This is a genomic window from Streptomyces sp. NPDC015125 (assembly GCF_043080045.1).
In the GTDB taxonomy this organism is placed as follows: domain Bacteria; phylum Actinomycetota; class Actinomycetes; order Streptomycetales; family Streptomycetaceae; genus Streptomyces.
Genome location: NZ_JBIBVF010000018.1, coordinates 143,871 through 169,675 on the forward strand (window position 1 = coordinate 143,871; position 25,805 = coordinate 169,675).

Below are 25,805 nucleotides of genomic sequence, written 5' to 3' on the forward strand. Positions count from 1 at the left end.
GACAACGGCACGTTATATCGCTGACCTGGAGCACGGGAAGGGTTGATGTGTGAGACTGGTGTGGTGCGCGAAGACGGAAAAATCAGGGTATTCCTGCTCGATGACCACGAAGTTGTCCGGCGCGGCGTTCACGAAATGCTGTCGGTCGAGGACGACATCGAGGTGGTCGGCGAAGCGGGTACCGCCGCAGATGCCCTGGTCAGGATCCCGGCGACGCGTCCGGACGTGGCGGTGCTCGATGTCCGGCTGCCGGACGGGAGCGGTGTCGAGGTCTGCCGTGAGATCCGTTCGCAGGACGAGGACATCAAATGCCTGATGCTCACCTCGTTCGCGGATGACGAGGCCCTTTTCGATGCGATTCTGGCCGGTGCGGCCGGTTATGTCCTCAAGGCCATCCGAGGCAATGAACTGCTCACCGCGGTACGCGAGGTGGCGGCCGGGAAGTCTCTCCTCGACCCCGTGGCGACCGCCCGGGTGCTGGAGCGGCTGCGCGACGGCAATGCCGCGAAGGGCGACGACCGGCTGGCGAGCCTCACCGACCAGGAACGCAGGATTCTCGACCTGATCGGCGAGGGGATGACCAATCGCGCCATCGGTGAGCGACTCCATCTCGCCGAGAAAACGATCAAGAATTATGTCTCCAGCCTGCTGTCCAAGCTCGGCATGGAGCGCCGCTCGCAGGCCGCCGCGTATGTCGCACGACGGCAGGCGGAGCGGCACTGAAACAGCCGGGCGCCGAGGGCACCGCCCTGCCCGGCTCATGGCGATTCAGGACCATCGTCCCGGTCCCCCGGGGCTGCCGGCCCCTACGTGCCGACCGGACCCGCCCGGCAAGGTGGTGACATGCCCACCGACAACTACCGTGCCATCGACCTGCTGAGCCGCACGCCCTACGGGCGCGTCTCGGCCAGTCGGCGGGCGCTGCCCTTCACCACCGTCACCCGTCATCTCGTCCTCGACGGGCGACTGGTCCTGCGACTGCACCGCGGCTACGGCTACCACCAGGCCCTGGACGGCAGCGTGGTCGCCTACGAGGCCGACAACGTCAACAGCGGTGAGCCCGACACATGGTCGGTGCAGTTCACCGGCACCGCCCGGGTCATCGAGCCCACCCCCGCCGTGCGCGAGCTCTTCGGCCGCACCCCTCTGCTCGCCGACGGCGCCCCCTTCGACCCGGTCTTCCTGCGCATCGAGCCGGAGTTCGTGACCATGCACTGCCTCACCGATGTGCCTGTTTTCCGCTATGCGCACACTCCGTAAGGCTCTCCGGCGCACCCACTCCGACGGGCGCAGTTGATCTAACATCTGGCGCGTGCTGCGCTCATCTGTAGTCCGGACGGCGGCAACGCCCGACAGAGACACCCTCGGATCCCTGCTCCGCCACTACGCCGGCGCCGGCGCGCCGCTGTCGTGCGAACCCGTCGCCGAGGGCCTGCTCAACCACGGCTACTTCCTCGCCACCACTCGCGGCCGCTACTTCCTCAAACACCACCTCGACGGCGACCGCGCGGCCCTCACCCGCCAGCACCGCGCCACCCGCCGGCTCGCCGCGCTCGGCCTGCCGGTCGCCCCGCCCGTCGCAGACGAGGACGGCCGGACCGTCACCGTCCTCGACGGCCGCTGCTACGCCCTGCACCCCTGGGTCGAAGGCCGGCACCTGGGCGGCGCCGCACTGACCCGTGGCCAGTCCTGGCAGCTCGGCGCCCTGCTCGGGCTCGTCCACACCGCGCTGGAGCAGGTCATGGCCGACGAGCCGCACCCACCCCGGCCGCCCTGTGCGGACGCCGGCGCCGACCCCGAGCGGACCTTCGAGACGATCGACGAGCTGCTGGCCCTGGCCCGCGGCGCGCGGCCGCGCACCAGCTTCGACGAACTCGCCGAACACCGTCTGCTGGAGCGCCGGGCCCTGCTGGCACAGCTGGCGCATCACCGCCCGGCCCCCGGCGCGGAACCTCCGGCCGGCTGGGTGCACGGCGATTTCCATCCGCTGAATGTGCTCTACCGCGACACGGAACCGACCGCGATCGTCGACTGGGACCGGCTGGGCGTCCAGCCTCGCGCCGAGGAGGCGGTGCGCGCCGCCGCGATCTTCTTCGTCCGCCCGTGCGGCACCCTGGACCTGGCGAAGGTGGCGGCGTACGCGGGCGCCTACCGCAGCGCCTGCGGAGCGGGCGCCGATGAGCTCGCAGCGGCCGTCCACCGGGTCTGGTGGGAGCGGCTGAACGACTTCTGGATGCTCACCTGGCGTTACCAGTTGGGCGACCGCCGCACCGATCCACAGTTCCCGGCGGCGGCCGCACTCGCCGTGTGGTGGACCCGCGAATACCGGGCCGTACGGAACGCCTTCACCGGCTGAACCGGGGCAGGGCGCCGGTCAGCCGTTCGTACCGAGCGTGGCGCCGCCGTCCGCGCCGTTCCCGGCGGTGGCCCCGCCGTCGGCACCGGCACTCGCCCCGCCATCGGCGGTGCCGCCGTTCGCGGCGCCCCCGTCAGCGGTGCCGTCCGTGGGACCACCGTCGGACGTCCCGCCGGTGTCGTCGGTGGGCGGCACGGAGGTCGACGGCTCGGGCGTCGACGGCTCCGGGGTGGGCGAGTCCGAGGTCTCCGGCGTGCTGGGCTGCTCGGGCGGCGGCTCGCTGTACGTGCTGTCGTCACCGCCCGTGGTGCCGGGGTCGGTCTCCGGGGTGCTCGGCTCCTCCGAAGGCTGCTCGCTCGCCTTGTCGTCCTTCGTCGGCGTCGGCGACTGCGACGTGGGGGTGTCCTGCTTCTTGCCCTGGCCACCGGTGTGCTGCATCGCGAAGGCCACACCCATGGCGATGGCGATCACCGCGAGCGCCGCGATCAGCCAGATCTTGCCGCGGCTGCCCTTGGCCGGCCGCGGCCCGCCGTCGAAACCACCGTCGTCGGCCCGCATACCGGGCGTCAGAATCGGCTGCGCCGTGGTCTGCCCGGCGTTGGAGTGCGGCAGCGCGGTGGTGGCCGCGGCCCCCAGGGACGAGGTGTGACCGCCCTCGTGCACCGCGACCGGGCCGGTGCTCCAGGTGCCGGTGTGACCACCCTGCTCGTGCAGCATCTGCAGCGAGTACTGGACCAGGCCGCGCATCTCCTCGGCGGACTGGAACCGGTCGTCGGGGTCCTTCGCCAGCGACCGCATGACCAGGCCGTCCAGCTCCGGGGGCACCGCGTCGGCGACCGCCGATGGCGCCACCGGCATGTCCTGGACGTGCTGGTAGACGACCGACAGCGGGGTCTCGCCGGTGAACGGCGGCCGCAGGGTGAGGAGTTCGTAGAGCAGGCAGCCGGTGGCGTAGAGGTCGGAGCGGGTGTCGACGGTCTTGCCGAGCGCCTGCTCCGGGGAGAGGTACTGAGGGGTGCCCATGACCATGCCGGTCTGGGTCATGGTGGATGCGGCGCCGTGCAGGGCACGGGCGATACCGAAGTCCATGACCTTGACGGCGCCGCTGTTCGTGATGATCACATTCGCGGGCTTGATGTCACGGTGCACGATGCCGTGCTGGTGGCTGTAGGCCAGCGCCTCCAGCACACCGGAGACGATGATCAGCGCCTGGTCCGCCGGCGGCGCGTCGGCGTTGAGCAGCAGATCGCGGATGGTGTGGCCCTCGACCAGCTCCATCACGATGTACGGCACGGTGTTGCCGCCGACCAGGTCCTCGCCGGAGTCGTACACCGCCACGACCGCGTGGTGGTTCAGCCCGGCCACGGACTGTGCCTCACGCGTGAAGCGGGCCTTGGAGACCGGGTCCTCGGCGAGGTCGGCGCGCAGCAGCTTCACGGCGACGGTCCGGCCGAGACGTACGTCCTCGGCCGCGAACACCTCCGCCATGCCGCCGCGGCCGAGCCGTCCCGTGAGCCGGTAGCGGCCATCGCCGACCAGCCCGCCGTTGCCCCACATCTCCGGTGCGTCGGGGATATTGGAGCCGGTGGCGTCAGGATCGGACGGGCCCTGGGGGCTCTGCGTCGGTGCCATCGGTCCTCGCCGTCGAATCAATCCGCATGAGAGCGGTAAGGTCATCGGTCTTCGCTAGAGCACGCTACAGGCTCCGCGGCACTCGCCGGTCCGTCGCGGACCGGCCATCAAACCTGCCGCGCGCCACTTGCTGCAAGCTCACCTGGGGTAATGAGGCACGGAACAGTCTCCTCGCCGTGACGGGATCTTGCACATCTGGTCACGGAACGGGCACACAGCTTGACGTGTCCGAGGCCTGGGGCAGACTTGGCTGCGGAATTCCAGATTTTGATCGCTATACATACGCGTATAGCGCCTAGGGGGAAGCGGAACGATGAGCCAGGACGGCGCTCAGGGCCAATACGAGGGCCGTTCGGTCGGCGGAGGACGTTACCAGCTTCGTGATCTTCTGGGCGCCGGTGGCATGGCCTCCGTGCACCTCGCCTACGACAGCGTGCTGGATCGCGAGGTCGCGATCAAGACGCTGCACACCGAGCTCGGCCGCGAGCAGGCCTTCCGTGAGCGCTTCCGGCGTGAGGCCCAGTCCGTGGCGAAACTCACGCACACCAATATCGTCTCGGTCTACGACTCCGGCGAGGACGAGCTCGACGGCGGCATGGTGCCGTACATCGTCATGGAGTACGTCGCGGGCCAGCCGCTGCGCTCCGATCTGGACAACGACATCGCCCAACATGGCGCGATGCCCACGGAAAAAGCCTTGAAGATCACGGCCGATGTGCTGGCCGCGCTCGAGGTCAGCCATGAAATGAGCCTGGTCCACCGGGACATCAAGCCCGGGAACGTCATGCTGAACAAGCGCGGCGTGGTCAAGGTCATGGACTTCGGCATCGCCCGCGCCATGCAGTCCGGCGTGACGTCCATGACCCAGACCGGCATGGTCGTCGGCACTCCGCAGTACCTGTCGCCCGAGCAGGCCCTCGGCCGGGCCGTGGACGCCCGCTCCGACCTTTACTCCGTCGGCATCATGCTCTTCGAGCTGCTGACCGGTCAGCTGCCGTTCGACGCGGACTCCCCGCTCGCCATCGCCTACGCCCACGTCCAGGAAGAGCCCCCGGTCCCGTCGAGCATCAACAGCTCGCTGCCGCCGGCCGTGGACGCGCTGGTGGCCCGTGCGCTGAAGAAGAATCCCAACGAGCGGTTCCCCACGTCCGAAGCGATGCGGGACGAGTGCCTGCGGATCGTCGGATCCGGGCAGTCCGGTGCGACGCCACTGATCATCGGGGAGGGCCCGCGGGCGCGCACCAGCGGCGCGTCGGTCTCCTCCGCGGTGTTCCCCGCCGCCTCCGGGAACCCGCAGACCCCGGCCCCGCCGAACGTGCAGCAGCCGTATCAGCCGACGCAGGCGGCCGGGTTCGGCCCGTCGACGCCCGCGCCGCCGAACAGCGCCTACCCGACGCCCCCGCCGCCGAACAATGCCTACCCGACGCCCGCGCCGGGTCCCATTCCGGGGCCGGCGCCCTTCAACTCGGGTGGCTTCCAGCAGCCGCCGTACAGCCCGCCGCCGCCCGTGACGGCCTCGATGCCGCCGACCGGTGGCCCCGCCCGGCGCAAGAGCAACACCGCAGTGATCGTCGTCTCGGCGATAGTCGGCGTGATCGTGGTCACCGCGATCGCGATCGGCATCGGTCTGAGTGCCGGCTCAAGCGAGAACAACGGCGGTGACGTCACCCCGTCGTCGGCGGACTTCGACACCGACATCACGACGGCGTCGCCTCCCCAGAACGTCAAGCCCGAGGACAAGACGGCGACGATCCTGATGTCCGAGTGCACCAATCCGAGCAAGAGCTACAGCGAGAAGGGCAAGGTTCTCGTCCCTTCGTTCCGCTTCAAGAACCTGGACTCGGTGAAGAAGTGCATCGAGGCCGCCGGCTGGAAGTACAAGATCGTCTCGCACGAGGACAGCGCGCTCTGGGGCAAGAACACCGTCACGAGTCAGACCCCGGCCGCCTACAGCTATTGGCTCCCGAGCAAGACCGAACCCATCGAGCTGACCGTCTCGACCGGCCGCAGCGGCTGACCGTCTCGACCGACCGCAGCGGCTGACGGCGGTCGCAGGCGGGAACGGCCCGCCGGGGCGTCCCGTGGACAGCAAAGAGGCCGGCACGCGCACAGCGTGCCGGCCTCTGTTGTCTGTTCCACGCGTGGCGCCTCGGCTCCACCGTGATGACCCTGGGGCAGCGTGAGAGGTACGGGCCCGAGTTACCCGAGTCAGAGGTACGGGCCCGAGCGGGCGCCGCCCTGGCCCGGCTTGCTCTCCTCGCCGTCCATCGGAACGGCCCCGGGCGGCAGCGCACGGCGCATCGACTCCAGCTGGGCGCGGGCGGCCATCTGCTGGGCGAACAGTGCGGTCTGAATGCCGTGGAAGAGGCCCTCCAGCCAGCCCACCAGCTGAGCCTGGGCGATCCGCAGCTCCGCATCCGTCGGCACCGACTCATCGGTGAACGGCAGCGACAGCCGTTCCAGCTCCTCGACCAGCTCGGGCGCCAGCCCGTCCTCCAGCTCCTTGACCGAGCTGGCATGGATCTCCTTGAGCCGGACCCGGCTCGCCTCGTCCAGAGGCGCGGACTTCACCTCCTCCAGCAACTGCTTGATCATGCTGCCGATGCGCATGACCTTCGCAGGCTGTTCGACCATGTCCGTCACGGGGGTCTCACGGGGCTCGTCGCCTTCATTCCCGCCACCGGTGCTGCCGAGCGCCATGCCGTCCGGGCCGACCACCAGGACGTGCGGATTTTCCTGCGACCGTTCATTCATCGGCATATCCATGCCGCCATTCTCTCGTACGAGGGGTCATGAAGGGTGGTGCCCCTGAGAGAAGGTGATCCACCCTTCTGGGCGGACCCGGCTGCCGTGGTTTCACGTGAAACCACGGATTCCCACCGTTTCACGTGAAACCGCCGACAAAACCACCGACGAAGCCACTGACGAAGCCACTGACAAACCGCCGACATCAGCTCCGGCGCAGCCGCAGGGCGAAGAAGGCCAGGCCCAGGCCTGTGAGAGCGAGGCCGGCGCCCATCGGAAGGACTCGCTCGACCGGTGCGTCCGGGGATTCCATGGCGTACGGGCTCGCCGTTGCGGCCGCTTCGCCATCCGCGCTTTCCGGTACAGAGCGCGCCTCCTCCGGGGCGGCAGGGGTCGGGAGCGGCGGCAACGCCTCGTAGGGACGCTGGGTGAATCGGTCGGCGACATCGAAGCGACGCGAGGGCGACGGCCGTGCCGGGGTGCTCTTTGCCGCATGGGATGCGGACGCCGCGGGCTTGGGGTGCTTCGGCTCGGGGGTACGCGGACCGGGGCGGCGGTGCGCACGGTCGGCGTCGGGAGCGCTCGACCCGGCGGTCGGCCCGTGAAGACCGGCCCCCGGGAAGTCCGCACCGCCGTAGTCGGGCCCCGGGAAGGGGTACGACGGGCCGTCCGGCCCGGTGAAGGCAGGGCTGAACGGGTGATGCGGGCGGTGGTGCAACCGTCCATGCACGCGAGGCCCACCGAACTGGTGGTGCGACGGCCGGTGCGGGAAGCGCGGGAAGGCGTCCGGCATCCCGGGGAAGCGAGGTGACAGCTCCGGGAGGCGCGCAGGCGCCCCGGGGTGGCCGGGGTGGCCATGGTGGCCCCAACCATGGCGGCCTCGCCCCGCGCCGTCGCCGTGACCGTCGGCCGGACGACGGTCTGCCGGACGACGGTCAGCCCCAAAGCCGTCGGGCCCGTAGTCGTCGAGCCCGTAGTCGTCAGGTCCGGTTTCCTCCTGCGCATAGTCGTCGGGCTGATCGCCCGGGCGGGCGAGCTGCGGGGGGTGGTCGACCGGTGTGACCCGCCGGTCCGCAGCCGCCGCCGAGGTGGCTCCTATCGGAACGGGCAGGACGACGGCGGCCACCAACAGACCGGTGGCAATGCGCGAACGGAAACCTGGAGCGACCACAGTGCCCCTCCCGTGCCGAGCCGTCGAGTGACCTCCTCAGCGTCACATGTGATGAGATTCACGGCATCTCGGACATATCAGGCGGGTTACCTGACGGGACGCGGGAGGGACAGGCCCGGGCGGCGCGGGTCACGGGAGGGGGTGGCCGGGATGGCTCAGAGCGTCAGCACGACCTTGCCGACATGCGCACTTTCCTCCACGATGCGGTGCGCCTCGGCGGCCTCGGGCATCGGGAGCGTACGGTCCACGATCGGCCGCACCTGTCCGTTACCGATCAGCGGCCAGACATGCTCCCGGACGGCGGCGACGATGGCCGCCTTCTCGTTCAGCGGGCGGGCACGCAGCCCGGCGCCGGTGATCGCGGCGCGCTTCGCCATCAGGGCGGCGAGATTCAGCTCCGCCTTCACCCCGCCCTGCAGCCCGATGATGGCCAGCCGTCCGCTGACCGCCAGCGCCTTGATGTTCCGCTGCAGATATTTCGCACCGATGATGTCGAGGATGACGTCCGCGCCCGTGCCATCGGTGGCCTTGCGGATCTCCTGGACGAAGTCCTGCTCGCGGTAATCGATGAGGATGTCCGCGCCCAACTCGGCACAGCGGGCCAGCTTCTCGGGGCCGCCGGCAGTGACCGCGACCCGCGCGCCGACCGCCTTGGCGAGCTGGATCGCCATGGTGCCGATGCCGCTGGCACCACCGTGGACCAGCAGCGTCTCACCGGGCCGCAGATGCGCGATCATGAAGACGTTCGACCAGACGGTGCAGGTCACCTCGGGCAGCGCGGCGGCCGAGACCAGGTCCAGGCCGTTCGGCACGGGCAGCACCTGCCCGGCCGGGACGGCGACCTTCTCCGCATATCCGCCACCGGCCAGCAGTGCGCACACCTCGTCACCAACGGCCCAGCCGTGCACGCCCGGACCGAGCCCGATGATCCGCCCCGAGCACTCCAGCCCCGGATACAGGGAGGATCCCGGCGGCGGGTCGTAGAAGCCCTGGCGCTGCAGCAGGTCGGCGCGGTTCACGGCACTGGCCACGACCTCGATCAGGACCTCGCCCTCGGCAGGCTGCGGATCGGGCACCTCCGCCCAGACAAGTGCTTCGGGTCCACCGGGCTCCGGGATAGTGATCGCTCGCATGGGCGCGAGGCTACTCGCCGTCCGCGCACAGGGCGACGGTGCGGGGGCCCACGACTACCGCCGGGTCGGCCACCGCCCCCCTGATGACGTGCAGTTATTCCTCCGTCCGGCGCACCGGGGCAACACCGGTCCGAGACAACGGGCGGCTCGGGCGCAGTGGCGGACGGGCCCGGGGCGGCGGTGCCGGGCCATGGGCTCGCCCGGGCGGCGGTGCGGGGCCACGGCGGGGGGGGCCGGGCCACGGCGAGTGGCGCTTGGGTTACAGCGGGGGGCGCCGGGCCACGACGGGGCCGGGCCACGGCGGGGGTCCGGGCCACGGCTGTTTCTTCGCTCCGGTACGGCCTGTCTCCGGTACGACTTGCCACTCCACCGGGTGAGCGCCCCGGCATCACCCCACAACCGCCCCGCTGCCGGCGATATCAACCCTCCGTGATCACCACCACAGCTCACCACCGCCCGCACCTTCCCCGGTGCGGCGGAGTCCTGCCGACGGTCGCCGACTCCCACCGCGGCCAGGCACGCACGGTGCCTGGATCAAGGAGCATGGGAGGCATGTCTCCTTCACAGACCGTTTCGGCTCAGGCCGCTCCGGGAGCGCCGGCCGGATGAGCGACGAGCAGCAACCGCGCCGCGGGACGGGCAGCACCGCCATCCTCCGCTCCCTCTGGTCCCGCACCCGGACCGAGGCCAAGGACGACACCGAGGCCGGCCGCTCCATCGTCATGCCCGCCCAAGGCATGGCGCCGCCCCTTCAACAGGTCCTGCGGCGGCTGGTGATGGCACTCGGCGTGCTGGCCCTCACGACGCTGCTCGTATGGTTCGACCGCGACGGATACCGCGACAGCGCCCACCACAACGTCGATTTCCTCGGCGCGGCCTACTACGCGACGGTCACCCTCTCGACCACGGGTTACGGCGACATCACTCCGGTCAGCGACGGCGCACGGCTGACCAACATCCTGGTCATCACACCGCTCCGCGTACTGTTCCTGATCATCTTGGTCGGCACCACGCTCGAAGTCCTCACCGCGCGCACCCGGCACCAAGTACGTATTCATCGTTGGAGGTCCCGCATGCGAGATCACGTCGTCGTCATCGGGTACGGGACAAAGGGCCGCCACACCATCGAGACGCTGATCGGTCAAGGCGTCCCGAAAGAGAAGATCGTCGTTGTCGACCCGCAGAAGACCGTCGTGGACGCCGCCAGCAGTGACGGCTTCGTGGGCGTTCACGGAGATGCGACCCGCTCCGACACGCTGACCAGAGCCGAGTTGCAGCGTGCCGCGCGCGTGGTCGTGGCAACCCGGCGCGACGACACCGCGGCCCTGGTCACGCTGACGGCACGGCAGCTCAACACACACGCCTCGATCGTGGTGGCGGTCCGGGAGGACGAAAACGTACCGCTGCTGAAGCAGAGCGGCGCCGACATGGTCATCACGAGTTCCAGTGCGGCGGGGCGGCTGCTCGGTATGTCCATGGCCAGCCCGTACGTCGGCACCATCCTGGAGGATCTGCTGACCTACGGGAGCGGACTGGATCTCGATGAGCGACCGGTGACGAAGAGCGAGGCGGGCCGCTCGCCCCGGGAGCTCGGTGATCTGGTGGTGGCGGTCGTACGGGGGCACCGGGTGCTGAACTACAGCGATCCGCAGGCCGCGACGCTGGAACTCACCGACCGCGTGATCACCATCCGGCAGGCGGCGCCGAGCAGCTGACGTATGCGCGGCACCGGTGCGGGCGCGGCAGAGGACGCGCGGCAGAGGGTCCGTTAACGGGGCGGCGGGCCGAGCGGAGGGCCGGGCCGCCGGACCGCCGGGCCCAGCGGACGGCGAGCGACGTCACGGCGACCGGAACAGACGGCAGGGCCCGACAGACGGCAGGGCCCGACAGACGGCAGGGCCCAACAGGCGGCAGGGCCCGACGGACGGCGAGCCACCCACGGAGGGCGGACCAGACGGTCGGCGCCCGTGCCCTACCCGCCCGCCGTGGCGGTCCAGCCCGTCGATGAACCCGGGGACCAGCCCGCCGACGAGCCGGCCGACCAGGGAAGTTCCACGAGTTCGAGCTCGGTGCCGCGCTCCGCGCCACCGGGCGGGACGACGGCCAGCGCATCGGCGGCGGCGATTCCGCGCAGCATGGCCGGGCCGTGGAAGTGCAGCGGCGCCGCCATCAGGCCGTACCGGTCGTCATCGCGGTAGGCCACCGGAACGAGCCGGGTGTCCTGCGGATGCCCGTGAACGGGGGCGGCCAGCGGCGTACGGTACGGCGCGGCAGGAGGGCAGGCGGCGAGCGTACGGAGCAGCGGTTCGGCGAGCGTGACCAGGCCCGAAACGGCGGCGAGGGGGTTGCCGGGCAGGCCCACGAGATGCCGGTGCGGGGCCAGGCGGGCGAGCAGCATGGGGTGCCCGGGACGTACCGCGACGCCGTCGACCAGCACCTCGGCGCCCAGCCGGCGCAGGGTGGGGTGCACATGGTCGCGGGGGCCCGATGCGGTGCCGCCGGTGGTGATCACCACGTCGGCGGTGGACTCCGCGACGGCGGCGTACAGGGTGTCGGCGTCATCGGCGAGGTGGCGTGGCGCGGCCGCTTCGACGCCCAGGGCATGCAGCCACGGCGCGAGCATCGGGCCGAGCGCATCCCGGATCCGGCCTTCCTGCGGCAGACCGTGGTCGAGCAACTCGTCGCCCAGCACGAGGACTTCGGCGCGTGGCCGGCGGTACGCGGTCAGCTCGTCGTAACCGGCCGCGGCGGCCAGGCCGAGCACGGCGGGGGTCACCAGGGCGCCGGCGGGCAGCAGTTGGTCGCCGCGGCGGCACTCCTGACCCCGCGGGCGGATGTCCTGACCGGGCGGCGCGGGCTGCGGTGCGTACAGCCGCCGTCCGCCGTCACTCAGCTCACGGACCTCGCCGTGCTCGCTGCGCAGCACGGCGGTGGCACCGGACGGAACGCGCGCACCGGTGGCGATCGGGATCGCATGTCCGTCGTGGAGCGCCTGGGTCGGGGCGTGGCCTGCGAGGATGCCGGGAGGGGGACCGGCCTCGGATGCGCCGACGGGGTGGTCGAGACGCCAGGGGCCGGGGCCGGACACCGCCCAGCCGTCCATCGCCGAGGTGTCGAACGACGGCAGGTCGGTGAGCGCGGTGAGGGGCGCGGCGAGTGTACGGCCGAGCGCGTCGCCGAGCGCCGAGGTCTCGGGCTCGGGTGTACCGGCTACGGCGCGTTCGGCCATGTCCCGGGCGGTGTGCCAAGGGACGGCGACCGAGGTGGGGCGGGAGTCGTGGCCGGCGGGAGGCGGGGGGTCTTCGGGACCGACGGGGTCGGAGGAGCGGGTGGGCCCGGAGGAGCGGGTGGGCTCGGAGGCGCGCGAGGCGCCGTTGCCGGAGGAGCGGGAGGATCCGGAGGCGCAGGTGGGCTCGGAGGCGCGCGAGGCGCCGTTCCCGGAGGCGGTGGGGTCGTCGAGGGAGAAGGGATCGTCCGGTGTGTAGGGGATGTCGTTGCTGCCCCCGGTGGCGGAGGAGTTGGCCGTCGCGGCCTCGCGGGTGGCATACGGCACCCTGCCGGTCGTGGGCCCGGCCCCGCCGCCCTCGGCCCCGGGCCGCACGCGCGGCGGCGCTGTGGCGTTGGCGAGCGCGAGCGCCTCTTCGAACGGGTCGCCACGCCCCTCGTCCGCCGCCGCGCCCCCTGTCCTGCCCACCGTGCCGCCGGGCTCCCCGCCGAAATCCCAGCCGAAATCGCCCTCGAAGCCCGCGTCGAAGTCCCTGTCGAAGTCCCTGTCGGTCATTCTGCGGGCTTCGCTTCGGCACCCGTGCCGCCGCCGGCCTCCGCCGAACCGGCGGACTCCTCGGCCTCCGCCGCCCAGCGGTTGGCCAGCGCAGCCGCCCGTTCGGTCAGCTCCTGCACGTCCCGGCCCTGTTGGCCCGCCGCGTAACCGATCAGGAAGGTCGTCAGTGGTGCGGCCGGCCGGGCCACACCGTGCGCCGCGTCCCGCGCGAGATCGAGAAGCGACGCCGTGTCGACATCGAGCTCGATGCCCAGTTCGGCCTTGACTGCGGTGATCCATTCATCCAACACGTTTCCATGCTCCCTGATACGGGCGCGTGCCGCGCTGAGGTCTTCCCAGGTGTCGCAGTCGAAGGATGCCGTGGCCGTGACGTCCGGGACCCGTTCGAGCCGCAGCCCGTTCACCAGGGCACGCAGCGGCAGCCCGGCGAGAGTGCCGCGTCCGGCCCGTACCCGCGCCAGCTCACGGCGCAGCGACGCGGCCCGGTACGCGGCCACCAGCGGCTGGTCCCGTCCCGAGGCGTCCCGGAGCATCGCCCCGTCGCAGGTCGCGGCACCGGGTGTTCCCGTCGCCGCCGCCAACAGGCCCTGCACGGTCGCGGCGGTCAGGAACGGGAGATCGGCGGAGAGGACGAGCACCGTCGGGGCGGTGGTGTGCCGCAGACCGGCGTCCAGGGCGGCGAGCGGACCGCCGCCCGGCGGGTCCTCGAGGGCGCGGACGACGGCGCGGGTGGTCGGGCGGTGAGGGCCGACAACGACGGTGATCGCTGCATCGGGGCAGGCGGCGAGCACCCGGTCCAGGAGGGGGCGAGCGCCGACGGAGAGGGCGGGTTTGTCCGCCCCACCGAGCCGTCGGGCCGCGCCTCCGGCCAGCACGATGGCGTCGTGGTCGGTGCGGGTGTTCACCCCTTGAGTATCGCCGGGCGTGCGCGGATCACACCGGTGCGGGCGCTGTGGCAGATGTCAGCTCTGCCACAGCGGACGCGACGGCCACGGGTGGGTCGGCGCGCCCGCCAGACGCTGCGGCTGCCACCCGCCTCGCCGCGGCCACCACCTTCACCACCGGGGCCGCCACCGCCGTGCCTTCACCACCGCCATCGGTCCTGCCGCCGCCGCGCCGCACCGGGGCCACCAACCACACCAAGGTCTCCAAACACACCAGGTTCACCAAACACACCAGGGTCACCAACCACCTCACCGAGGAGGTGACCCCACCGAGGTCACCGGCCCCATCGAGGTCACCGGCCCCACCGCGGTCACCGGCCCCACCGAGATCACAGCCTCCGTAGCAACAGCGCGGGCTGTTCCACGCAGTCCGCCACATGGCGCAGGAAGCCTCCGGCGGTGCCGCCGTCGCACACCCGGTGATCGAAGGTGAGGGAGAGCTGGACGACCTGCCGGACGGCCAGCTCGCCTTCGTGCACCCAGGGTTTGGCGGCTATCCGGCCGACGCCGAGCATCGCCGCTTCGGGGTGATTGATGATCGGCGTGGAACCGTCGACCCCGAAGACACCGTAGTTGTTGAGGGTGAAGGTGCCATGTGTCAGCTCGGCCAGGGAGAGCCCGCCGCCCCTGGCGGATTCGGTGAGCCGGGTGATCTCGGCGGACAGCTCTTCGACCGTACGGGCATGAGCGTCCCGTACGACCGGCACGACCAGACCGCGGTCGGTCTGCGCCGCAAAGCCCAGATGGACTGCGGGCAGCCGGACGATCTCCTGGGCCTTGGTGTCGACAGTGGCATTGAGCTCGGGGAATCGTGCGAGCGCCGCCGTGGTGATCCGGGCCAGCAGCGCGAGCAGCGACACCTTGGAGGCACCCGCCACATTCATCGCCCTACGGGCGGCGAGGAGTTCGGTGGCATCGGCCTCCACCCAGCAGGTCGCCTCCGGGATCTCCCGACGGCTGCGGCTGAACTTCTCGGCGGCCGCACCGAGCATCCCCTTCAGCGGGATCCGCTCCTCACCCGCCGCGGCGCCGGCTCCCATGGATCCGACGGATCCGAGGGCCGTCACGGCTCCGGCGGTGGCAACGGCCCCCACCACGCCTGTCGCACCGGCGCCGACGATTCCTGCGGCACCGCTCGTCGCCCCGGCACCCAGCGAGGTGACCGCGCCGGCCCTACCCGACGGCTCCCTCTCCTGCCGTGCCCGGACCGCGCACTCGACGTCCGTACGGAGAATCAGCCCATCGCGCCCGGACCCCGTCAACTCCCGTAGATCCAGCCCGTTTTCCCGCGCCATCCGACGCACCAGTGGGGAAATGACGGCCACCGTACGACTGTCGGCATCCACCGCACCGGCCACGGCCGCCACGGTCGCCCCGGCCGCCCTGTCCGCCTCAGCCGTCCCTGCCGGACTGTCCTCCCCGGGGGACCCGGGGGCCCCGGTGTCCCTGACAGGCCCGGTGACGCCGACTGCCCCCACGGCCGCCGCCCCGGCATCAGCCGCCCCTGAGGCACCGGGCGCACGATCGGCCGCTGCGGCTCCGGCCGAGCCGTCCGCCACTCCTCCGGGCGCCCGCGGCACTCCCGCCACGGGGCCTGCCCCGCCCCCCGGCCGGATCCGGCGCCGCCGCGCCGCCGCCGCGCTCGTGCCGTACCCGACGAGGACATTCCCGGACCCGGCATCCGCCGCGCCCTCCTCGGCCGGAGCGGCGACACCGGCCGCAGACGGCGCCGAAGCCCCCGCATCGGGTGCACCACCTGCCGCCCCCACCCCGGCATCCGGCGCCGCCCCGGGGCCCACCCCCGCCAGGTCATCGGGCACGGCCCCCACCGCGACCGTCACCAGCGGCGCCCCCACCGGGACTTCCTCTCCCTCCGCACCGAAGCGGGCGGTCACCACGCCCCCATACGGGCACGGCACCTCCACCATCGCCTTGGCGGTCTCGACCTCCACCACCGGCTGGTCGATGGCCACCACCTCGCCGACCTCGACCATCCAGTGCACGATCGTCGCCTCGGTGAGGCCTTCCCCCAGGTCGGGCAACGTGAATTCGCGGACCACGGCCATCACTCACCACGTCCCTCGGTCCAGTCCGACTCCCACTGGAGGCGGGCGACGGTGTCCAGGATCCGGTCCACGCCGGGCAGATGGTGCCGCTCCAGCATGGGTGGCGGGTAGGGGATGTCGAAACCCGCGACCCGCAGGACCGGCGCCTCCAGGTGGTGGAAGCAGCGCTCGGTGATCCGTGCGGCGATCTCCCCTCCGGGACCGCCGAACCCGTTGGACTCATGGACGATCACGGCTCGTCCGGTCCGCCGCACCGACGCGCAGACCGTGTCGTCGTCGAACGGCATCAGTGAGCGCAGATCGACCACTTCCAGGTCCCAGCCCTCGGCGCCGGCGGCCTCGGCGGCCTCCATGCAGACCGGCAGCGACGGGCCGTAGGTGATCAGCGTGGCGCTGCTGCCGCGGCGCCGGACCGCGGCGCGGCCCAGCGGCGCGACCTCGGTGGGCGCATCGGGCGACCAGTCGGCCTTGGACCAGTACAGGCGCTTGGGCTCCAGGAAGACGACCGGGTCGTCGGAGGCGATGGCGGCGCGCAGCAGCCCGTAGGCGTCCTCGACGGTCGCCGGGGTGACGACCTGGAGCCCGGGGGTGGCGAGGTAGTACGCCTCGGAGGAGTCGCTGTGGTGCTCGACCCCGCCGATGCCGCCGCCGTACGGGATGCGGATGGTCAGCGGCATCGTCAGCGCGCCTCGGGTGCGGTTGCGCATCCGGGCGACATGGCTGATCAGCTGCTCGAACGCGGGGTAGGCGAAGGCGTCGAACTGCATCTCGACGACCGGTCGCAGCCCGTACATCGCCATGCCGACGGCGGTGCCCAGGATGCCGGCCTCGGCGAGCGCGGTGTCGGTGCAGCGGTCCTCGCCGAACTCCTTGGCGAGGCCGTCGGTGACCCGGAAGACGCCGCCGAGGGTGCCGACGTCCTCGCCCATGACATGGACGGACGGGTCGTCGGCCATGGCGTCGCGCAGCGCGCGGGTCAGCGCCTGCGCCATGGTGGCGGGCTTGCGCGCGGTTGCCGGCTCGGCGGTGGTCGTCATGGCCTGGCCTCCTCGGCGGAGCCGTTGGCGCCCGCGGTGTCCTCGGTGTGTCCGTTGGCCTCGGCGTCCAGCTCGGCGCGCAACAGCGAGGCTTCGGCGCGCAGTTGGCTGGTCTGCTCGGCGAATACATGGGTGAACAGGTCCATCGGGTCCAGCTGCGGGTCGGCGTTCATCCGCTCCCGGAGGTCGGCCGCCAGTTGCTCGGCGCCGTCCCGGGTGGCGGCGACGAATTCATCGGTGAGCAGATCGCGGGCTGCCAGCTCATGCTCCAGAAGGGCTATCGGGTCGTGAGACCGCCAGGTCTCGACCTCGGCATCGCTGCGGTAGCGGGTGGCGTCGTCGGCGTTGGTGTGCGCCTCGATGCGGTAGGTGACGGCCTCGATCAGGGTGGGACCGCCGCCCCTGCGGGCCCGCTGCACGGCTTCGGCGAGCACCTCGTGCATGGCGGGCGCGTCATTGCCGTCGACCAGACGGCCCGGCATGCCGTATCCGACAGCCTTGTGGGCGAGGGACGGCGCGGCGGTCTGCTTGGCGAGCGGCACGGAGATCGCGAAGCCGTTGTTCTGGACGAGGAAGACCACCGGCGCCTGCCAGACCGCCGCGAAGTTCAGCGCCTCGTGGAAGTCGCCCTCGCTCGTGCCACCGTCACCCACCATGGCCAGCGCCACCACCTCGTCGCCCTTGAGGCGGGCGGCGTGCGCCAGGCCCACGGCATGCGGGAGCTGGGTGGCGAGGGGGGTGCACAGGGGGGCGATGCGGTGTTCGTGCGGGTCGTATCCGTTGTGCCAGTCACCGCGCAGCAGGGTCAGCGCCTGTACGGGGTCGAGGCCGCGGGCCACGGCGGCGAGGGTGTCGCGATAGCTGGGGAAGAGCCAGTCCCGGTCTTCGAGCGCCAGCGCCGCGGCGACCTCGCAGGCCTCCTGTCCCGTGGAGGACGGGTAGACCGCCAGGCGCCCCTGCCGGGTCAGGGCCGTCGCCTGGGCGTTGTACCGGCGGCCGCGCACCAGCTGGGCGTAGAGCCGGGTCAGCAGTCCGGAGTCGAGCCGGGCCGCGGCATCCGTCCCCAGGAGGCGGTACGGCTCCTCGTCGGGCAGGAGGGGCGCGGGATCGACGCGCGGCCGCCAGACGGGCGGGGGGCCGGCCAGGCTGCTCTTCTTCCTGCTGCTGCCGGGCTGCTCAAGGACCGTCATGCCGAGCACCTCCTCGGATCGAAGGGGTGGCGCGATGCGCCTCATGTGGGTGGTGGGCGAGCGGCGGATGGGCAGGATGGAATCGGCCAGGGCGGGTACGCCCTGCCCTACCGATTGTTCGGTCGTTGATGCATTTTGGCTACAGGCGCACTCAGCCTGTGGACAAACGGTTCTCCACAGCTTGAGATGAAGACAGGGCGTCCACAAAGGGGAGGCGGGACCATATGCCGGGCGAACAGATGGCCAATTCCGACGGGCAGCCGCCCGCGGCACCCGCCACCCCGCCGGCACCTGCACCACCGGCCCCCGCACCGCCACCGGCCGCACGCCCGCTGGACACCATCGACCGCTCCATCCTGCGCATGCTGCAGACCGACGGCAGGGCATCGATACGTTCCGTGGCCGAGCGGGTGCACGTCTCGCGCGCCAACGCCTACGCCCGGATCAACCGACTGATCGACGACGGGGTAATCCGCGGCTTCAGTGCCCTCGTCGACCAGGAGCGCGCAGGTCAGGGCGCTTCCGCATATATCACGCTGAAGATCGTGCAGAACTCCTGGCGGACCGTGCGCAAGCAGCTCACCGCGCTGCCCGGGGCCACCCACATCGCGCTGGTCAGCGGGGATTTCGATGTGCTGCTACTCGTCCACACCAAGGACAACCGCGAGCTGCGGGAGCTGGTCCTCACCCGTATCCAGTCGATACCGGAAGTGCTCAGCACCCGCACCCTGCTGGTCTTCGAGGAGACCGACCTCGGGCCCGAGGAGGACTGATCCGCCCAGGGCGCTCGGCACCGGCGCAGACCAGGGTTTACGCAGATCAGCGCTTGCCCAGACCAGGATGTGCGCAGATCGGAGCTTGCGCAGATCAGGGCTTGCGCAGCCCCGCGAACGCCGTACGCACCACGGCCTCGGCCACCTCGTCACGGCTCACCGCACCGCCCCGCCCCGGCCGGTACCACTCCACAATCGAGTTGATCATGCCGAAGAGCAGACGGGTGGCCAGCCGGATGTCCACGTCGTCCCGGAGGTCGCCGTCGGCGGCGGCCTGCTTGAGCAGATCGGAGACCTCGTGGTCGAACTCCCGGCGGCGCTCCATGGCCCACCGCTCGGTGTCCGTATTTCCGCGCACCCGCAACAGCAGTGTCACATAGGGGAGTTCGTCCATCAGCACCTCGGCCACACGCCGGGTGACATGCTCCAGCCGCCCTATCGCCCGCCCCCCAAGGGCGCCCGGCTCCTCCAGCACACCGAACAGCCCGTCCAGGGCACGGCTTATGGCACGGCGCAGCAGCTCTTCCTTGCTGCGGACATGGTGGTAGATCGAGGACTTCGAGATGCCGGCCGCTTTGGAGAGGTGCTCCATGGACGTGCCGTCGTAGCCGCGCTCGATGAACACCTCGACGGCGACCGCGAGCAGCGAATCGGGCGTATAGGTGTCGCGCTTGGCCATGGTCATGATTAGAGCACCTATTCCTCGAGGTCTGCACGGCGCCGTAGCGCCCAGGACGGTACATACCGTCCGCCGGCGTTCTGGTGGTGCATCGAGTCCAGCAGATTCCACACCCACTGGGCGCCGAGCCGTTCGACCCACTCCATGGGGCCGCCGGGATAGTTCACGCCCAGCCGCATGGCCGTGTCGATGTCCTCGGGATTCGCGACCCCGCGGGCCGCGGCATCCACGGCGAAGTCGATGATCATCGCGATCGTCCGGGCGACGATCATCCCCGGTACGTCCTCGATCACGCTGACCTGCTTGCCCAGCGCCTGGAACAGCCCGACCGCCTCGGCGAGGTCCGCCTCGGAGACCGCCGACGAGGCCGCCAGGGCAATACGGGTGGCGGCGCGGTAGTCCAGGGAGAGGTCGAAGCGGATGTCCTTCCCGTGGACGTCCGACGCGGCCGGACAGCCGTTGGTCAGTGCCAGGCAGGCTCCACCGGGCAGCCGCAGGAAACCCTCCGACTCCCCCGGTGTCCGGTCGCGGGTGACCTTGATGCCCGCCTCCTCGATGAGCTCGCACAGCACCGCCGCGGGGCCGGGCAGCTTCGCGTGCAGGCCGACGGACTCGGGCGCCGGACAGAGCTCCGCGGTCCGCGGTTCGGGCCGGCGGGCGCCCTCGGAGTAGTCGAACCACCCCCGGCCTGCCTTACGGCCGTGCAGCCCGGACTCGACCAGCCGGCGCTGCGCCAGGGAGGGGGTGAACTTCGGGTCCTGGAAGAAGGCCTGCCACACGGAGTGGGTGACGGCCTCGTTCACGTCCTGCCCGATGAGGTCGGTCAGTTCGAACGGCCCCATCTTGAAGCCGGCCCCGTCGCGCAGCACCGCATCGATGGTGGCCGGGTCGGCGACCCGCTCCTCGTAGGCACGCAGGGCTTCGGCGTAGAAGGGGCGGGCGATGCGGTTGACGACGAAACCGGGGGTGTCCGTACTGCGCACCGGCTTCTTGCCCCAGGCCGCGGCGGTGTCGTACGCGGTGGTGGCGGCGGCCTCGTCGGTGGCGAAGCCGCTGATCACCTCGACCAGGGGGAGCAGCGGCGCCGGGTTGAAGAAGTGCATGCCCACGCAGCGGCCGGGGTGGCGCAGCCGGCCCGCGACCGCGGTCACGGACAGCGAGGAGGTGTTGGTGGCCAGCAGACAGTCGGCCGTAACGATGCCCTCCAGGGCGGTGAACAGCTCCTGTTTGGCGGGAAGTTGCTCCAGAATCGCCTCGATGACCAGTGCCGCGTCGGCCAGCTCCGCGAGGGCGGTGGCGGGGGAGAGTCGCTCACGGGCGGCATCCCGCTCGTCCGTCGTGATCCGGCCTTTTTCGACGAGCCGGTCCAGCCGCCCTCCGATCGCCTCTGCGGCTTGTCCGGCGCGCCCGGGGGCGGTGTCATAGAGGCGTACGCGATGGCCGGCGACCAGCGCCACCTGCGCGATGCCCTGCCCCATGGTGCCGGTGCCCACCACTGCCACGGTGCTGCTGATTGCGAGAGCCGTCATGCCAGCTGATCCTCCCCGACCGACTTTTCCACAGGCCGGCCGAGCCCTCTTGCCCCGACCGATCGTTCGGTTACTCTAACTCCGTTGCCCTGTCCGCTCCCAGCCCCTATCCACTCTCCGCCCAGCTCGACGAGGAGTTGGTCATCGATGGCCGCCGAAATGACCGCAGCGCAGTTGATCGAGAAGCACCGCCCGACGCTCGAGCAGACGCTGGAGGCGATCCGCACCCGCGCGTACTGGTCCCCGCACCCCGAGCACCCGAAGGCGTACGGCGAGAGCGCCGCGCCCGACGGGCTGGCCGCCTTCGAGGCACTGCGCGGCCGGCGGTTCGAGCTCGACCAGCCCGGCACGGACGACTGGACCGGCGAGGAAGTCTCGCCGTACGGCCTGAAGTTGGACATCAGCTATCCGCACCCTGATGTGGACGTGCTGCTGCCGGCCATGCGCGCCGCGCTCCCCGCCTGGCGGGATGCCGGCCCCGAGACGCGCGCGGCGGTGTGTCTGGAGATCCTGGCCCGGATCAGCGCCCGAACCCATGAGTTCGCGCAGGCCGTGATGCACACCAGCGGCCAGGCCTTCATGATGGCGTTCCAGGCGGGCGGTCCGCATGCTCAGGACCGCGGCCTGGAGGCGGTGGCGTATGCGTACGCCGAGCAGGTCCGCATCCCGGAGCAGGCGCCGTGGTCCAAGCCGCAGGGCAAGCGCGACCCGCTCGAGCTGACCAAGAGCTTCACGGCCGTGCCGCGCGGCGTCGCCCTGATGATCGGGTGCAACACCTTCCCGACGTGGAACGGCTATCCGGGCCTGTTCGCCTCTCTGGCGACCGGCAACCCGGTGCTGGTCAAGCCGCATCCGCGTGCCGTGCTGCCGCTGGCGCTGACCGTCAAGGCGGCCCGCGAGGTGCTCACCGAGGCCGGCTTCCCCGCCGACCTGGTGTGCCTGGCCGTGGACAGGCCGGACGAGGGCCTGGCCAAGACACTGGCCGTCCGCCCCGAGGTCCGCATCATCGACTACACCGGCTCGACCGCCTTCGGCGACTGGCTGGAGACGCACGCCCGGCAGGCGCAGGTCTTCACGGAGAAGGCCGGCGTCAACACCGTCGTCATCGACTCCACCGATGACTACAAGGGCATGCTCGGCAACCTCGCCTTCTCGCTGTCGCTCTACAGCGGCCAGATGTGCACCACTCCGCAGAATCTGCTGATCCCGCGCGACGGCATCACCACGGACGCCGGTCCGAAGTCGTACGACGAGGTGGTCAGCGACCTCGCGGGCGCGGTGAGCGGCCTGCTGGGCGACGACGCACGGGCCAACGCCCTGCTGGGTGCCATCGTCAATCCGCAGGTCAAGGAGCGGATCGACGCGGCTGCCGGGCTCGGCGAGGTGGCCCTGGCCTCCCGTGAGGTGCCCAACCCCGAGTTCCCCGGTGCCACGGTCCGCACGCCGGTGATCGTCAAGCTGGACGGCGCCAAGCCGGACTCCGAGGCCGCCTATCTTTCCGAGTGCTTCGGCCCGGTGTCCTTCGCGGTGGCCGTGGATTCCGCGGCCGACGCGGTGGATCTGCTGCGGCGCACGGTCCGCGAGAAGGGCGCCATGACGGTCGGCGCGTACACCACCTCCGCCGAGGTCGAACAGCTGGTGGAGGAGGCCTGCCTGGAGGAGTGCGCCCAGCTGTCGCTGAATCTGACCGGCGGGGTCTATGTGAACCAGACCGCGGCGTTCTCGGACTTCCATGGCTCGGGCGGCAACCCGGCGGCCAATGCGGCGCTGTGTGACGGTGCCTTCGTGGCCAACCGCTTCCGGACGGTGGAGGTGCGACGACCGGCATGACGGGTGCGGGCGCCGGGCCCCGGGAGGTTCTCCTGGGCCCCGCGCCGGGCGCCCGACGGAGCTCGGGGTCCGTCAGCCGCCGTCCGGCCCCTCGATCCGTGCATGGCGGCCGATCCAGGCATGCATCGCGATGGCGGCGGCGGCCCCCGCATTGATCGAGCGGGTCGAGCCGAACTGCGCGATCGAGCAGACCAGCGAGGCATGCCGGCGCGCCTGTTCGGTCAGCCCCGGCCCCTCCTGGCCGAACAGCAGCACACAGCGCCGCGGCAGCGCGGTCGTCTCCAGCGGCACGGATCCGGGGAGATTGTCGATCCCGATGATCGGCAGTTCCTCGGCCGCCGCCCAGGCGGTGAGGTCCGCGGTGTCCGGGTGGTGGCGGACGTGCTGGTAGCGGTCGGTCACCATCGCGCCGCGGCGGTTCCAGCGGCGCTGCCCGACGATATGGATCTCCTTGGCCAGGAACGCATTCGCGGTCCGTACAACCGAGCCGATGTTGAAGTCGTGGCCCCAGTTCTCGACCGCCACATGGAAGTCATGGCGGCGGGTGTCGAGGTCGGCGACGATCGCCTCCCGCTTCCAGTAGCGGTAGGGGTCGACGACATTGCGGCGGTCGCCGTGCGCGAGCAGCTCGGGGTCCAGGCGGTCGTCCTGGGGCCAGGGCTCCGGATGCGGCCCGACGCCGATCTGGGTCCCGTACCCCTCGTCGTACTGGAGGGGCTCGGCGGGGGTGGTTTTCTCGCTGCTCACCCTACGAGCGTATGGCCACCGTCGCCGTGCCCCGTACGGGCCTCCGGCTCGCCGCCCCCGGTCCCGTCGGCCGGCCGGGCCGCACCGCCACGCGAAAAGAGCCGTTCGCGCAGGCCGGAGAGGCGTGCGGAGACCCAGGTCAGGAAGTTCGTGGGCAGAAAGACCGCATCCGCGGTGATCATCGCGAGCGAGAAGAACGGCAGTCCGAGCAGGAACGCGATCGAGAGATGCTCGCAGATCATCGCGACCAGCAGCACATTCTTCAGCCGGCGGTTGAAGAGCGTGAACGGGAAGGCGACCTGCACGATCACCGTCCCGTAGGTGATCAGCATGACCATCACGCCGTTGCTTCCCAGCAGCTCGGACAGCGCCGGCCAGGGGGAGAAGTAGTCCAGGTGCATCGGGTAGTAGACCGCGGTGCCGTCCTGCCAGCGTGAGCCCTGGATCTTGTACCAGCCGGCGGTGGCGTAGATGAGGCAGACCTCGATCACGATCACCAGCAGTGCGCCGTTGTGGGCGAGCTTGGCGAGGGTCTCCAGGACGATGCGCGGCTCACCGGGGGCGTAGCGCTGCACCGCCCACCACAGACCGTGCGCCAGCCACAGGCCCCACAGCACCAGGCTCCAGCCGATGTGCGGGAACGGGCCGCCCTCGGACCAGCCGAGGCCGTAGCTGCCGTTCAGCTGGGCGACGGCCAGGCCGAGGCCGAGCACGGCCCACAGGATGACGCCGGGCAGATCGCGGGAGGCGGCGGATGCGCCCCCGGCTTCCTCCCCACCGGAGGCGTACGCGGCGGCCGCTGTTCGCTTCGCACGGCGTGCGTCCAGCGACCAGACCTGCCCGCACCGGGTCAGCACGAGATACATCGACATCAGGTGGATGACGTTGTCGCCGCCGTCGCCTATGAAGACGCTGCGGTTCTGCAGCGAGAGCACGCCCACCATGAACAGCACCGACATGGTGCGGGTGCGCCAGCCGAGCATCAGCAGCGCACTGGCCACGACGGCCACGAGGTAGACGCACTCGAACCAGCCGCGGCTGTCGGACCAGGGGAGTACGGAGAAGGCGTGGTTGCCGTCCAGGAGCCGACGGGCCATGTCCAGGTTCCAGGGGCTGTCGGGCCCGTAGAGGACCGCGCGGTGCGGCCACTCGCGCAGCAGGAACAGCAGCCACGTCGCCGAGAAGCCGATCCGGATCAAGGCGGTCTGGTACGGGGCCAATGCACGGCTGGTGACCAGCCCGAGGCCACGTCCGATGGCGCGCTCGATGCGGGTCTCCTGGTAGGGCTCCGGCTCCGGAGGCGCCTGTGGTGCATGGGCTTGCTGCGGTACGCCGGTCGGCTGGGGGGTGTGCGGGGCCTGCTGTGCGCTCGGAGTCTGCTGAGGCTGGTGGGGCGTCGGTGACGTCACTGGCTGTTCGCCCCCTTGGGCAGGTCGTCGGCGGTGACCTGCCACCAGGGCAGCACGCGGTACACGGGCTTCTCGCTGATCTTCTCGGAGCTCCATGGCGGCGGGCGGACCGCCGTCGTCTGCGAGCGGACCTGGACCTGTTCGACCCGGCCGCCGCCCTTCGTCCACTCGCCGTCCATCCGGAGCATCACGATCCGCCGGATATAGCGCTCGGACAGCTCCCCGCGCAGGCCGACGGGGCGGTTCTGTGCGTTGTGGGTGTTGAGGAAGAGCTCCCAGCCGCGGCGCAGTTGGTTCTGCTGGGTGTGGCTGGGCAGCGGGTTGTGGAGGATGCCCCGGCCGTCGCGGGCGGTCAGATCGGTCCAGCCGCTGGTCCGCACGGCGCCGTCCTCGGTGCGCAGCTGCGCACGGACCTGCACCGCGATGTTCTGCTGCAGCGGGTTGGGGGCGAACAGCTTCCAGTTCTGTTCGTACTCGGGGTAGACGTAGTCGCTGATCAGGTCGCCCTGCTGTTTGCTGAGCGTATTCGACGGCGCCACGTGCAAGAACATCATGGCGAGATGAATCGCGACGATGACCGCGAGGGCACAGGCCGCCACCCCTATGACGATCCGCGAGGGCAGCGAGAGCGCGGACAGTGGCCGCGTTTCGTCCCCGTATGACTGCATTCCCGCCCCGTTCCCAGAATCCATGCGGTCAACTCCGCTTCGGAACCGTACCTACGCGGCCGCACCGGGCACACCCTCCCCGGGTTATCCACAGGCTTGACACCCGCGGTCCGCC

21 protein-coding genes are annotated in these 25,805 nt (G+C 71.1%); 7 read left to right on the top strand and 14 right to left on the bottom strand.

Annotation, left to right across the window (positions count from 1 at the left end; all coding sequences use genetic code 11):
- Positions 1–63: 63 nt before the first annotated feature.
- The 3 genes from ACF088_RS29705 to ACF088_RS29715 all read left to right on the top strand — a co-directional run bounded on the left by ACF088_RS29705 (position 64) and on the right by ACF088_RS29715 (position 2,356).
- Positions 64–723, top strand: coding sequence for a response regulator (locus tag ACF088_RS29705; protein WP_392378943.1), 660 nt, complete (start codon positions 64–66; stop codon positions 721–723).
- Positions 724–843: 120 nt separating this feature from the next.
- Entirely contained in the window at positions 844–1,260 is a 417-nt protein-coding gene (locus ACF088_RS29710; RefSeq protein WP_392378944.1) for a pyridoxamine 5'-phosphate oxidase family protein, read from the top strand.
- Positions 1,261–1,312: 52 nt separating this feature from the next.
- Complete coding sequence (locus ACF088_RS29715) at positions 1,313–2,356, top strand: phosphotransferase (RefSeq protein ID WP_392378945.1); 1,044 nt, start codon at positions 1,313–1,315, stop codon at positions 2,354–2,356.
- A gap of 18 nt (positions 2,357–2,374) precedes the next feature.
- Here ACF088_RS29715 and ACF088_RS29720 read toward each other — a convergent pair whose 3' ends face one another.
- The gene (locus tag ACF088_RS29720) at positions 2,375–3,988 is read right to left on the bottom strand and encodes a protein kinase (protein WP_392378946.1); all 1,614 of its coding nucleotides are present in this window, start codon (positions 3,986–3,988) and stop codon (positions 2,375–2,377) included.
- Between the two features lie 313 nt (positions 3,989–4,301).
- Between ACF088_RS29720 and ACF088_RS29725 the strand changes: the two genes are divergently transcribed.
- A complete protein-coding gene (locus ACF088_RS29725) occupies positions 4,302–6,005 on the top strand; it encodes a protein kinase (RefSeq protein ID WP_392378947.1) in 1,704 nt (567 codons plus the stop codon).
- Positions 6,006–6,196: 191 nt separating this feature from the next.
- On the opposite strand, the gene ACF088_RS29730 is transcribed toward ACF088_RS29725, so the two are convergent.
- The 3 genes from ACF088_RS29730 to ACF088_RS29740 form a co-directional block, all read right to left on the bottom strand.
- Positions 6,197–6,754, bottom strand: a complete 558-nt coding sequence (locus ACF088_RS29730; protein WP_392378948.1) for a bacterial proteasome activator family protein — start codon at positions 6,752–6,754, stop codon at positions 6,197–6,199.
- A gap of 184 nt (positions 6,755–6,938) precedes the next feature.
- On the bottom strand, positions 6,939–7,904 hold the full coding sequence (locus tag ACF088_RS29735) for a hypothetical protein (RefSeq protein ID WP_392378949.1): 966 nt from the start codon (positions 7,902–7,904) through the stop codon (positions 6,939–6,941).
- Positions 7,905–8,059: 155 nt separating this feature from the next.
- A complete protein-coding gene (locus tag ACF088_RS29740) occupies positions 8,060–9,037 on the bottom strand; it encodes an NAD(P)H-quinone oxidoreductase (protein ID WP_392378950.1) in 978 nt (325 codons plus the stop codon).
- 605 nt (positions 9,038–9,642) lie between these two features.
- Between ACF088_RS29740 and ACF088_RS29745 the strand changes: the two genes are divergently transcribed.
- Positions 9,643–10,752: a potassium channel family protein gene (locus ACF088_RS29745; RefSeq protein WP_392378951.1), complete on the top strand. Its 1,110-nt coding sequence runs from the start codon at positions 9,643–9,645 to the stop codon at positions 10,750–10,752.
- A gap of 257 nt (positions 10,753–11,009) precedes the next feature.
- Here the strand turns inward: ACF088_RS29745 and ACF088_RS29750 are convergent, their stop codons facing one another.
- The 5 genes from ACF088_RS29750 to pdhA all read right to left on the bottom strand — a co-directional run bounded on the left by ACF088_RS29750 (position 11,010) and on the right by pdhA (position 18,055).
- Positions 11,010–12,818 (bottom strand): molybdopterin molybdotransferase MoeA, encoded by a 1,809-nt coding sequence (locus tag ACF088_RS29750; RefSeq protein WP_392378952.1) that lies wholly within the window; start codon positions 12,816–12,818, stop codon positions 11,010–11,012.
- Entirely contained in the window at positions 12,815–13,723 is a 909-nt protein-coding gene (locus ACF088_RS29755; protein WP_392378953.1) for a DUF6457 domain-containing protein, read from the bottom strand. The genes ACF088_RS29750 and ACF088_RS29755 overlap by 4 nt, the downstream gene beginning before the upstream one ends.
- Positions 13,724–14,091: 368 nt before the next feature.
- Positions 14,092–15,828: a dihydrolipoamide acetyltransferase family protein gene (locus tag ACF088_RS29760; protein ID WP_392378954.1), complete on the bottom strand. Its 1,737-nt coding sequence runs from the start codon at positions 15,826–15,828 to the stop codon at positions 14,092–14,094.
- Positions 15,828–16,865, bottom strand: coding sequence for an alpha-ketoacid dehydrogenase subunit beta (locus ACF088_RS29765; RefSeq protein WP_392378955.1), 1,038 nt, complete (start codon positions 16,863–16,865; stop codon positions 15,828–15,830). Before ACF088_RS29765 ends, ACF088_RS29760 begins: the two co-directional genes overlap by 1 nt.
- On the bottom strand, positions 16,862–18,055 hold the full coding sequence (gene pdhA, locus ACF088_RS29770) for a pyruvate dehydrogenase (acetyl-transferring) E1 component subunit alpha (protein ID WP_392378956.1): 1,194 nt from the start codon (positions 18,053–18,055) through the stop codon (positions 16,862–16,864). The genes ACF088_RS29765 and pdhA overlap by 4 nt, the downstream gene beginning before the upstream one ends.
- A gap of 224 nt (positions 18,056–18,279) precedes the next feature.
- On the opposite strand from pdhA, the gene ACF088_RS29775 reads away from it, so the two are divergent.
- A complete protein-coding gene (locus tag ACF088_RS29775; protein ID WP_392378957.1) occupies positions 18,280–18,828 on the top strand; it encodes an Lrp/AsnC family transcriptional regulator in 549 nt (182 codons plus the stop codon).
- Positions 18,829–18,922: 94 nt separating this feature from the next.
- On the opposite strand, the gene ACF088_RS29780 is transcribed toward ACF088_RS29775, so the two are convergent.
- Together ACF088_RS29780 and ACF088_RS29785 are read right to left on the bottom strand one after the other, a co-directional pair.
- Positions 18,923–19,513 carry a TetR/AcrR family transcriptional regulator gene (locus tag ACF088_RS29780; RefSeq protein ID WP_392378958.1) on the bottom strand — a complete coding sequence of 197 codons (591 nt, stop codon included), beginning with the start codon at positions 19,511–19,513 and terminating at the stop codon, positions 18,923–18,925.
- Positions 19,514–19,524: 11 nt separating this feature from the next.
- Entirely contained in the window at positions 19,525–21,036 is a 1,512-nt protein-coding gene (locus ACF088_RS29785) for a 3-hydroxyacyl-CoA dehydrogenase (RefSeq protein ID WP_392378959.1), read from the bottom strand.
- 147 nt (positions 21,037–21,183) lie between these two features.
- Here ACF088_RS29785 and paaN point away from each other — a divergent pair, with 147 nt between their 5' ends.
- Positions 21,184–22,866 (top strand): phenylacetic acid degradation protein PaaN, encoded by a 1,683-nt coding sequence (gene paaN, locus ACF088_RS29790; protein WP_392378960.1) that lies wholly within the window; start codon positions 21,184–21,186, stop codon positions 22,864–22,866.
- 72 nt (positions 22,867–22,938) lie between these two features.
- Here paaN and ACF088_RS29795 read toward each other — a convergent pair whose 3' ends face one another.
- The 3 genes from ACF088_RS29795 to ACF088_RS29805 are packed head-to-tail and all read right to left on the bottom strand — an operon-like array spanning position 22,939 to position 25,690.
- The gene (locus ACF088_RS29795; RefSeq protein ID WP_392378961.1) at positions 22,939–23,613 is read right to left on the bottom strand and encodes a TrmH family RNA methyltransferase; all 675 of its coding nucleotides are present in this window, start codon (positions 23,611–23,613) and stop codon (positions 22,939–22,941) included.
- On the bottom strand, positions 23,610–25,022 hold the full coding sequence (locus ACF088_RS29800; protein ID WP_392378962.1) for an HTTM domain-containing protein: 1,413 nt from the start codon (positions 25,020–25,022) through the stop codon (positions 23,610–23,612). Before ACF088_RS29800 ends, ACF088_RS29795 begins: the two co-directional genes overlap by 4 nt.
- On the bottom strand, positions 25,019–25,690 hold the full coding sequence (locus ACF088_RS29805; protein WP_392378963.1) for a DUF5819 family protein: 672 nt from the start codon (positions 25,688–25,690) through the stop codon (positions 25,019–25,021). Before ACF088_RS29805 ends, ACF088_RS29800 begins: the two co-directional genes overlap by 4 nt.
- Positions 25,691–25,805: the final 115 nt, after the last annotated feature.

Bases quoted from the DNA above. Each gene is read 5' to 3' on its own strand.
- ACF088_RS29710 (WP_392378944.1), top strand. From the start codon at position 844: ATGCCCACCGACAACTACCGTGCCATCGACCTGCTGAGCCGCACGCCC.
- ACF088_RS29720 (WP_392378946.1), bottom strand. From the start codon at position 3,988: ATGGCACCGACGCAGAGCCCCCAGGGCCCGTCCGATCCTGACGCCACC.
- ACF088_RS29725 (WP_392378947.1), top strand. From the start codon at position 4,302: ATGAGCCAGGACGGCGCTCAGGGCCAATACGAGGGCCGTTCGGTCGGC.
- ACF088_RS29730 (WP_392378948.1), bottom strand. From the start codon at position 6,754: ATGGATATGCCGATGAATGAACGGTCGCAGGAAAATCCGCACGTCCTG.
- ACF088_RS29740 (WP_392378950.1), bottom strand. From the start codon at position 9,037: ATGCGAGCGATCACTATCCCGGAGCCCGGTGGACCCGAAGCACTTGTC.
- ACF088_RS29745 (WP_392378951.1), top strand. From the start codon at position 9,643: ATGAGCGACGAGCAGCAACCGCGCCGCGGGACGGGCAGCACCGCCATC.
- ACF088_RS29750 (WP_392378952.1), bottom strand. From the start codon at position 12,818: ATGACCGACAGGGACTTCGACAGGGACTTCGACGCGGGCTTCGAGGGC.
- ACF088_RS29760 (WP_392378954.1), bottom strand. From the start codon at position 15,828: ATGGCCGTGGTCCGCGAATTCACGTTGCCCGACCTGGGGGAAGGCCTC.
- ACF088_RS29765 (WP_392378955.1), bottom strand. From the start codon at position 16,865: ATGACGACCACCGCCGAGCCGGCAACCGCGCGCAAGCCCGCCACCATG.
- pdhA (WP_392378956.1), bottom strand. From the start codon at position 18,055: ATGACGGTCCTTGAGCAGCCCGGCAGCAGCAGGAAGAAGAGCAGCCTG.
- ACF088_RS29775 (WP_392378957.1), top strand. From the start codon at position 18,280: ATGCCGGGCGAACAGATGGCCAATTCCGACGGGCAGCCGCCCGCGGCA.
- ACF088_RS29780 (WP_392378958.1), bottom strand. From the start codon at position 19,513: ATGACCATGGCCAAGCGCGACACCTATACGCCCGATTCGCTGCTCGCG.
- ACF088_RS29785 (WP_392378959.1), bottom strand. From the start codon at position 21,036: ATGACGGCTCTCGCAATCAGCAGCACCGTGGCAGTGGTGGGCACCGGC.
- paaN (WP_392378960.1), top strand. From the start codon at position 21,184: ATGGCCGCCGAAATGACCGCAGCGCAGTTGATCGAGAAGCACCGCCCG.
- ACF088_RS29805 (WP_392378963.1), bottom strand. From the start codon at position 25,690: ATGCAGTCATACGGGGACGAAACGCGGCCACTGTCCGCGCTCTCGCTG.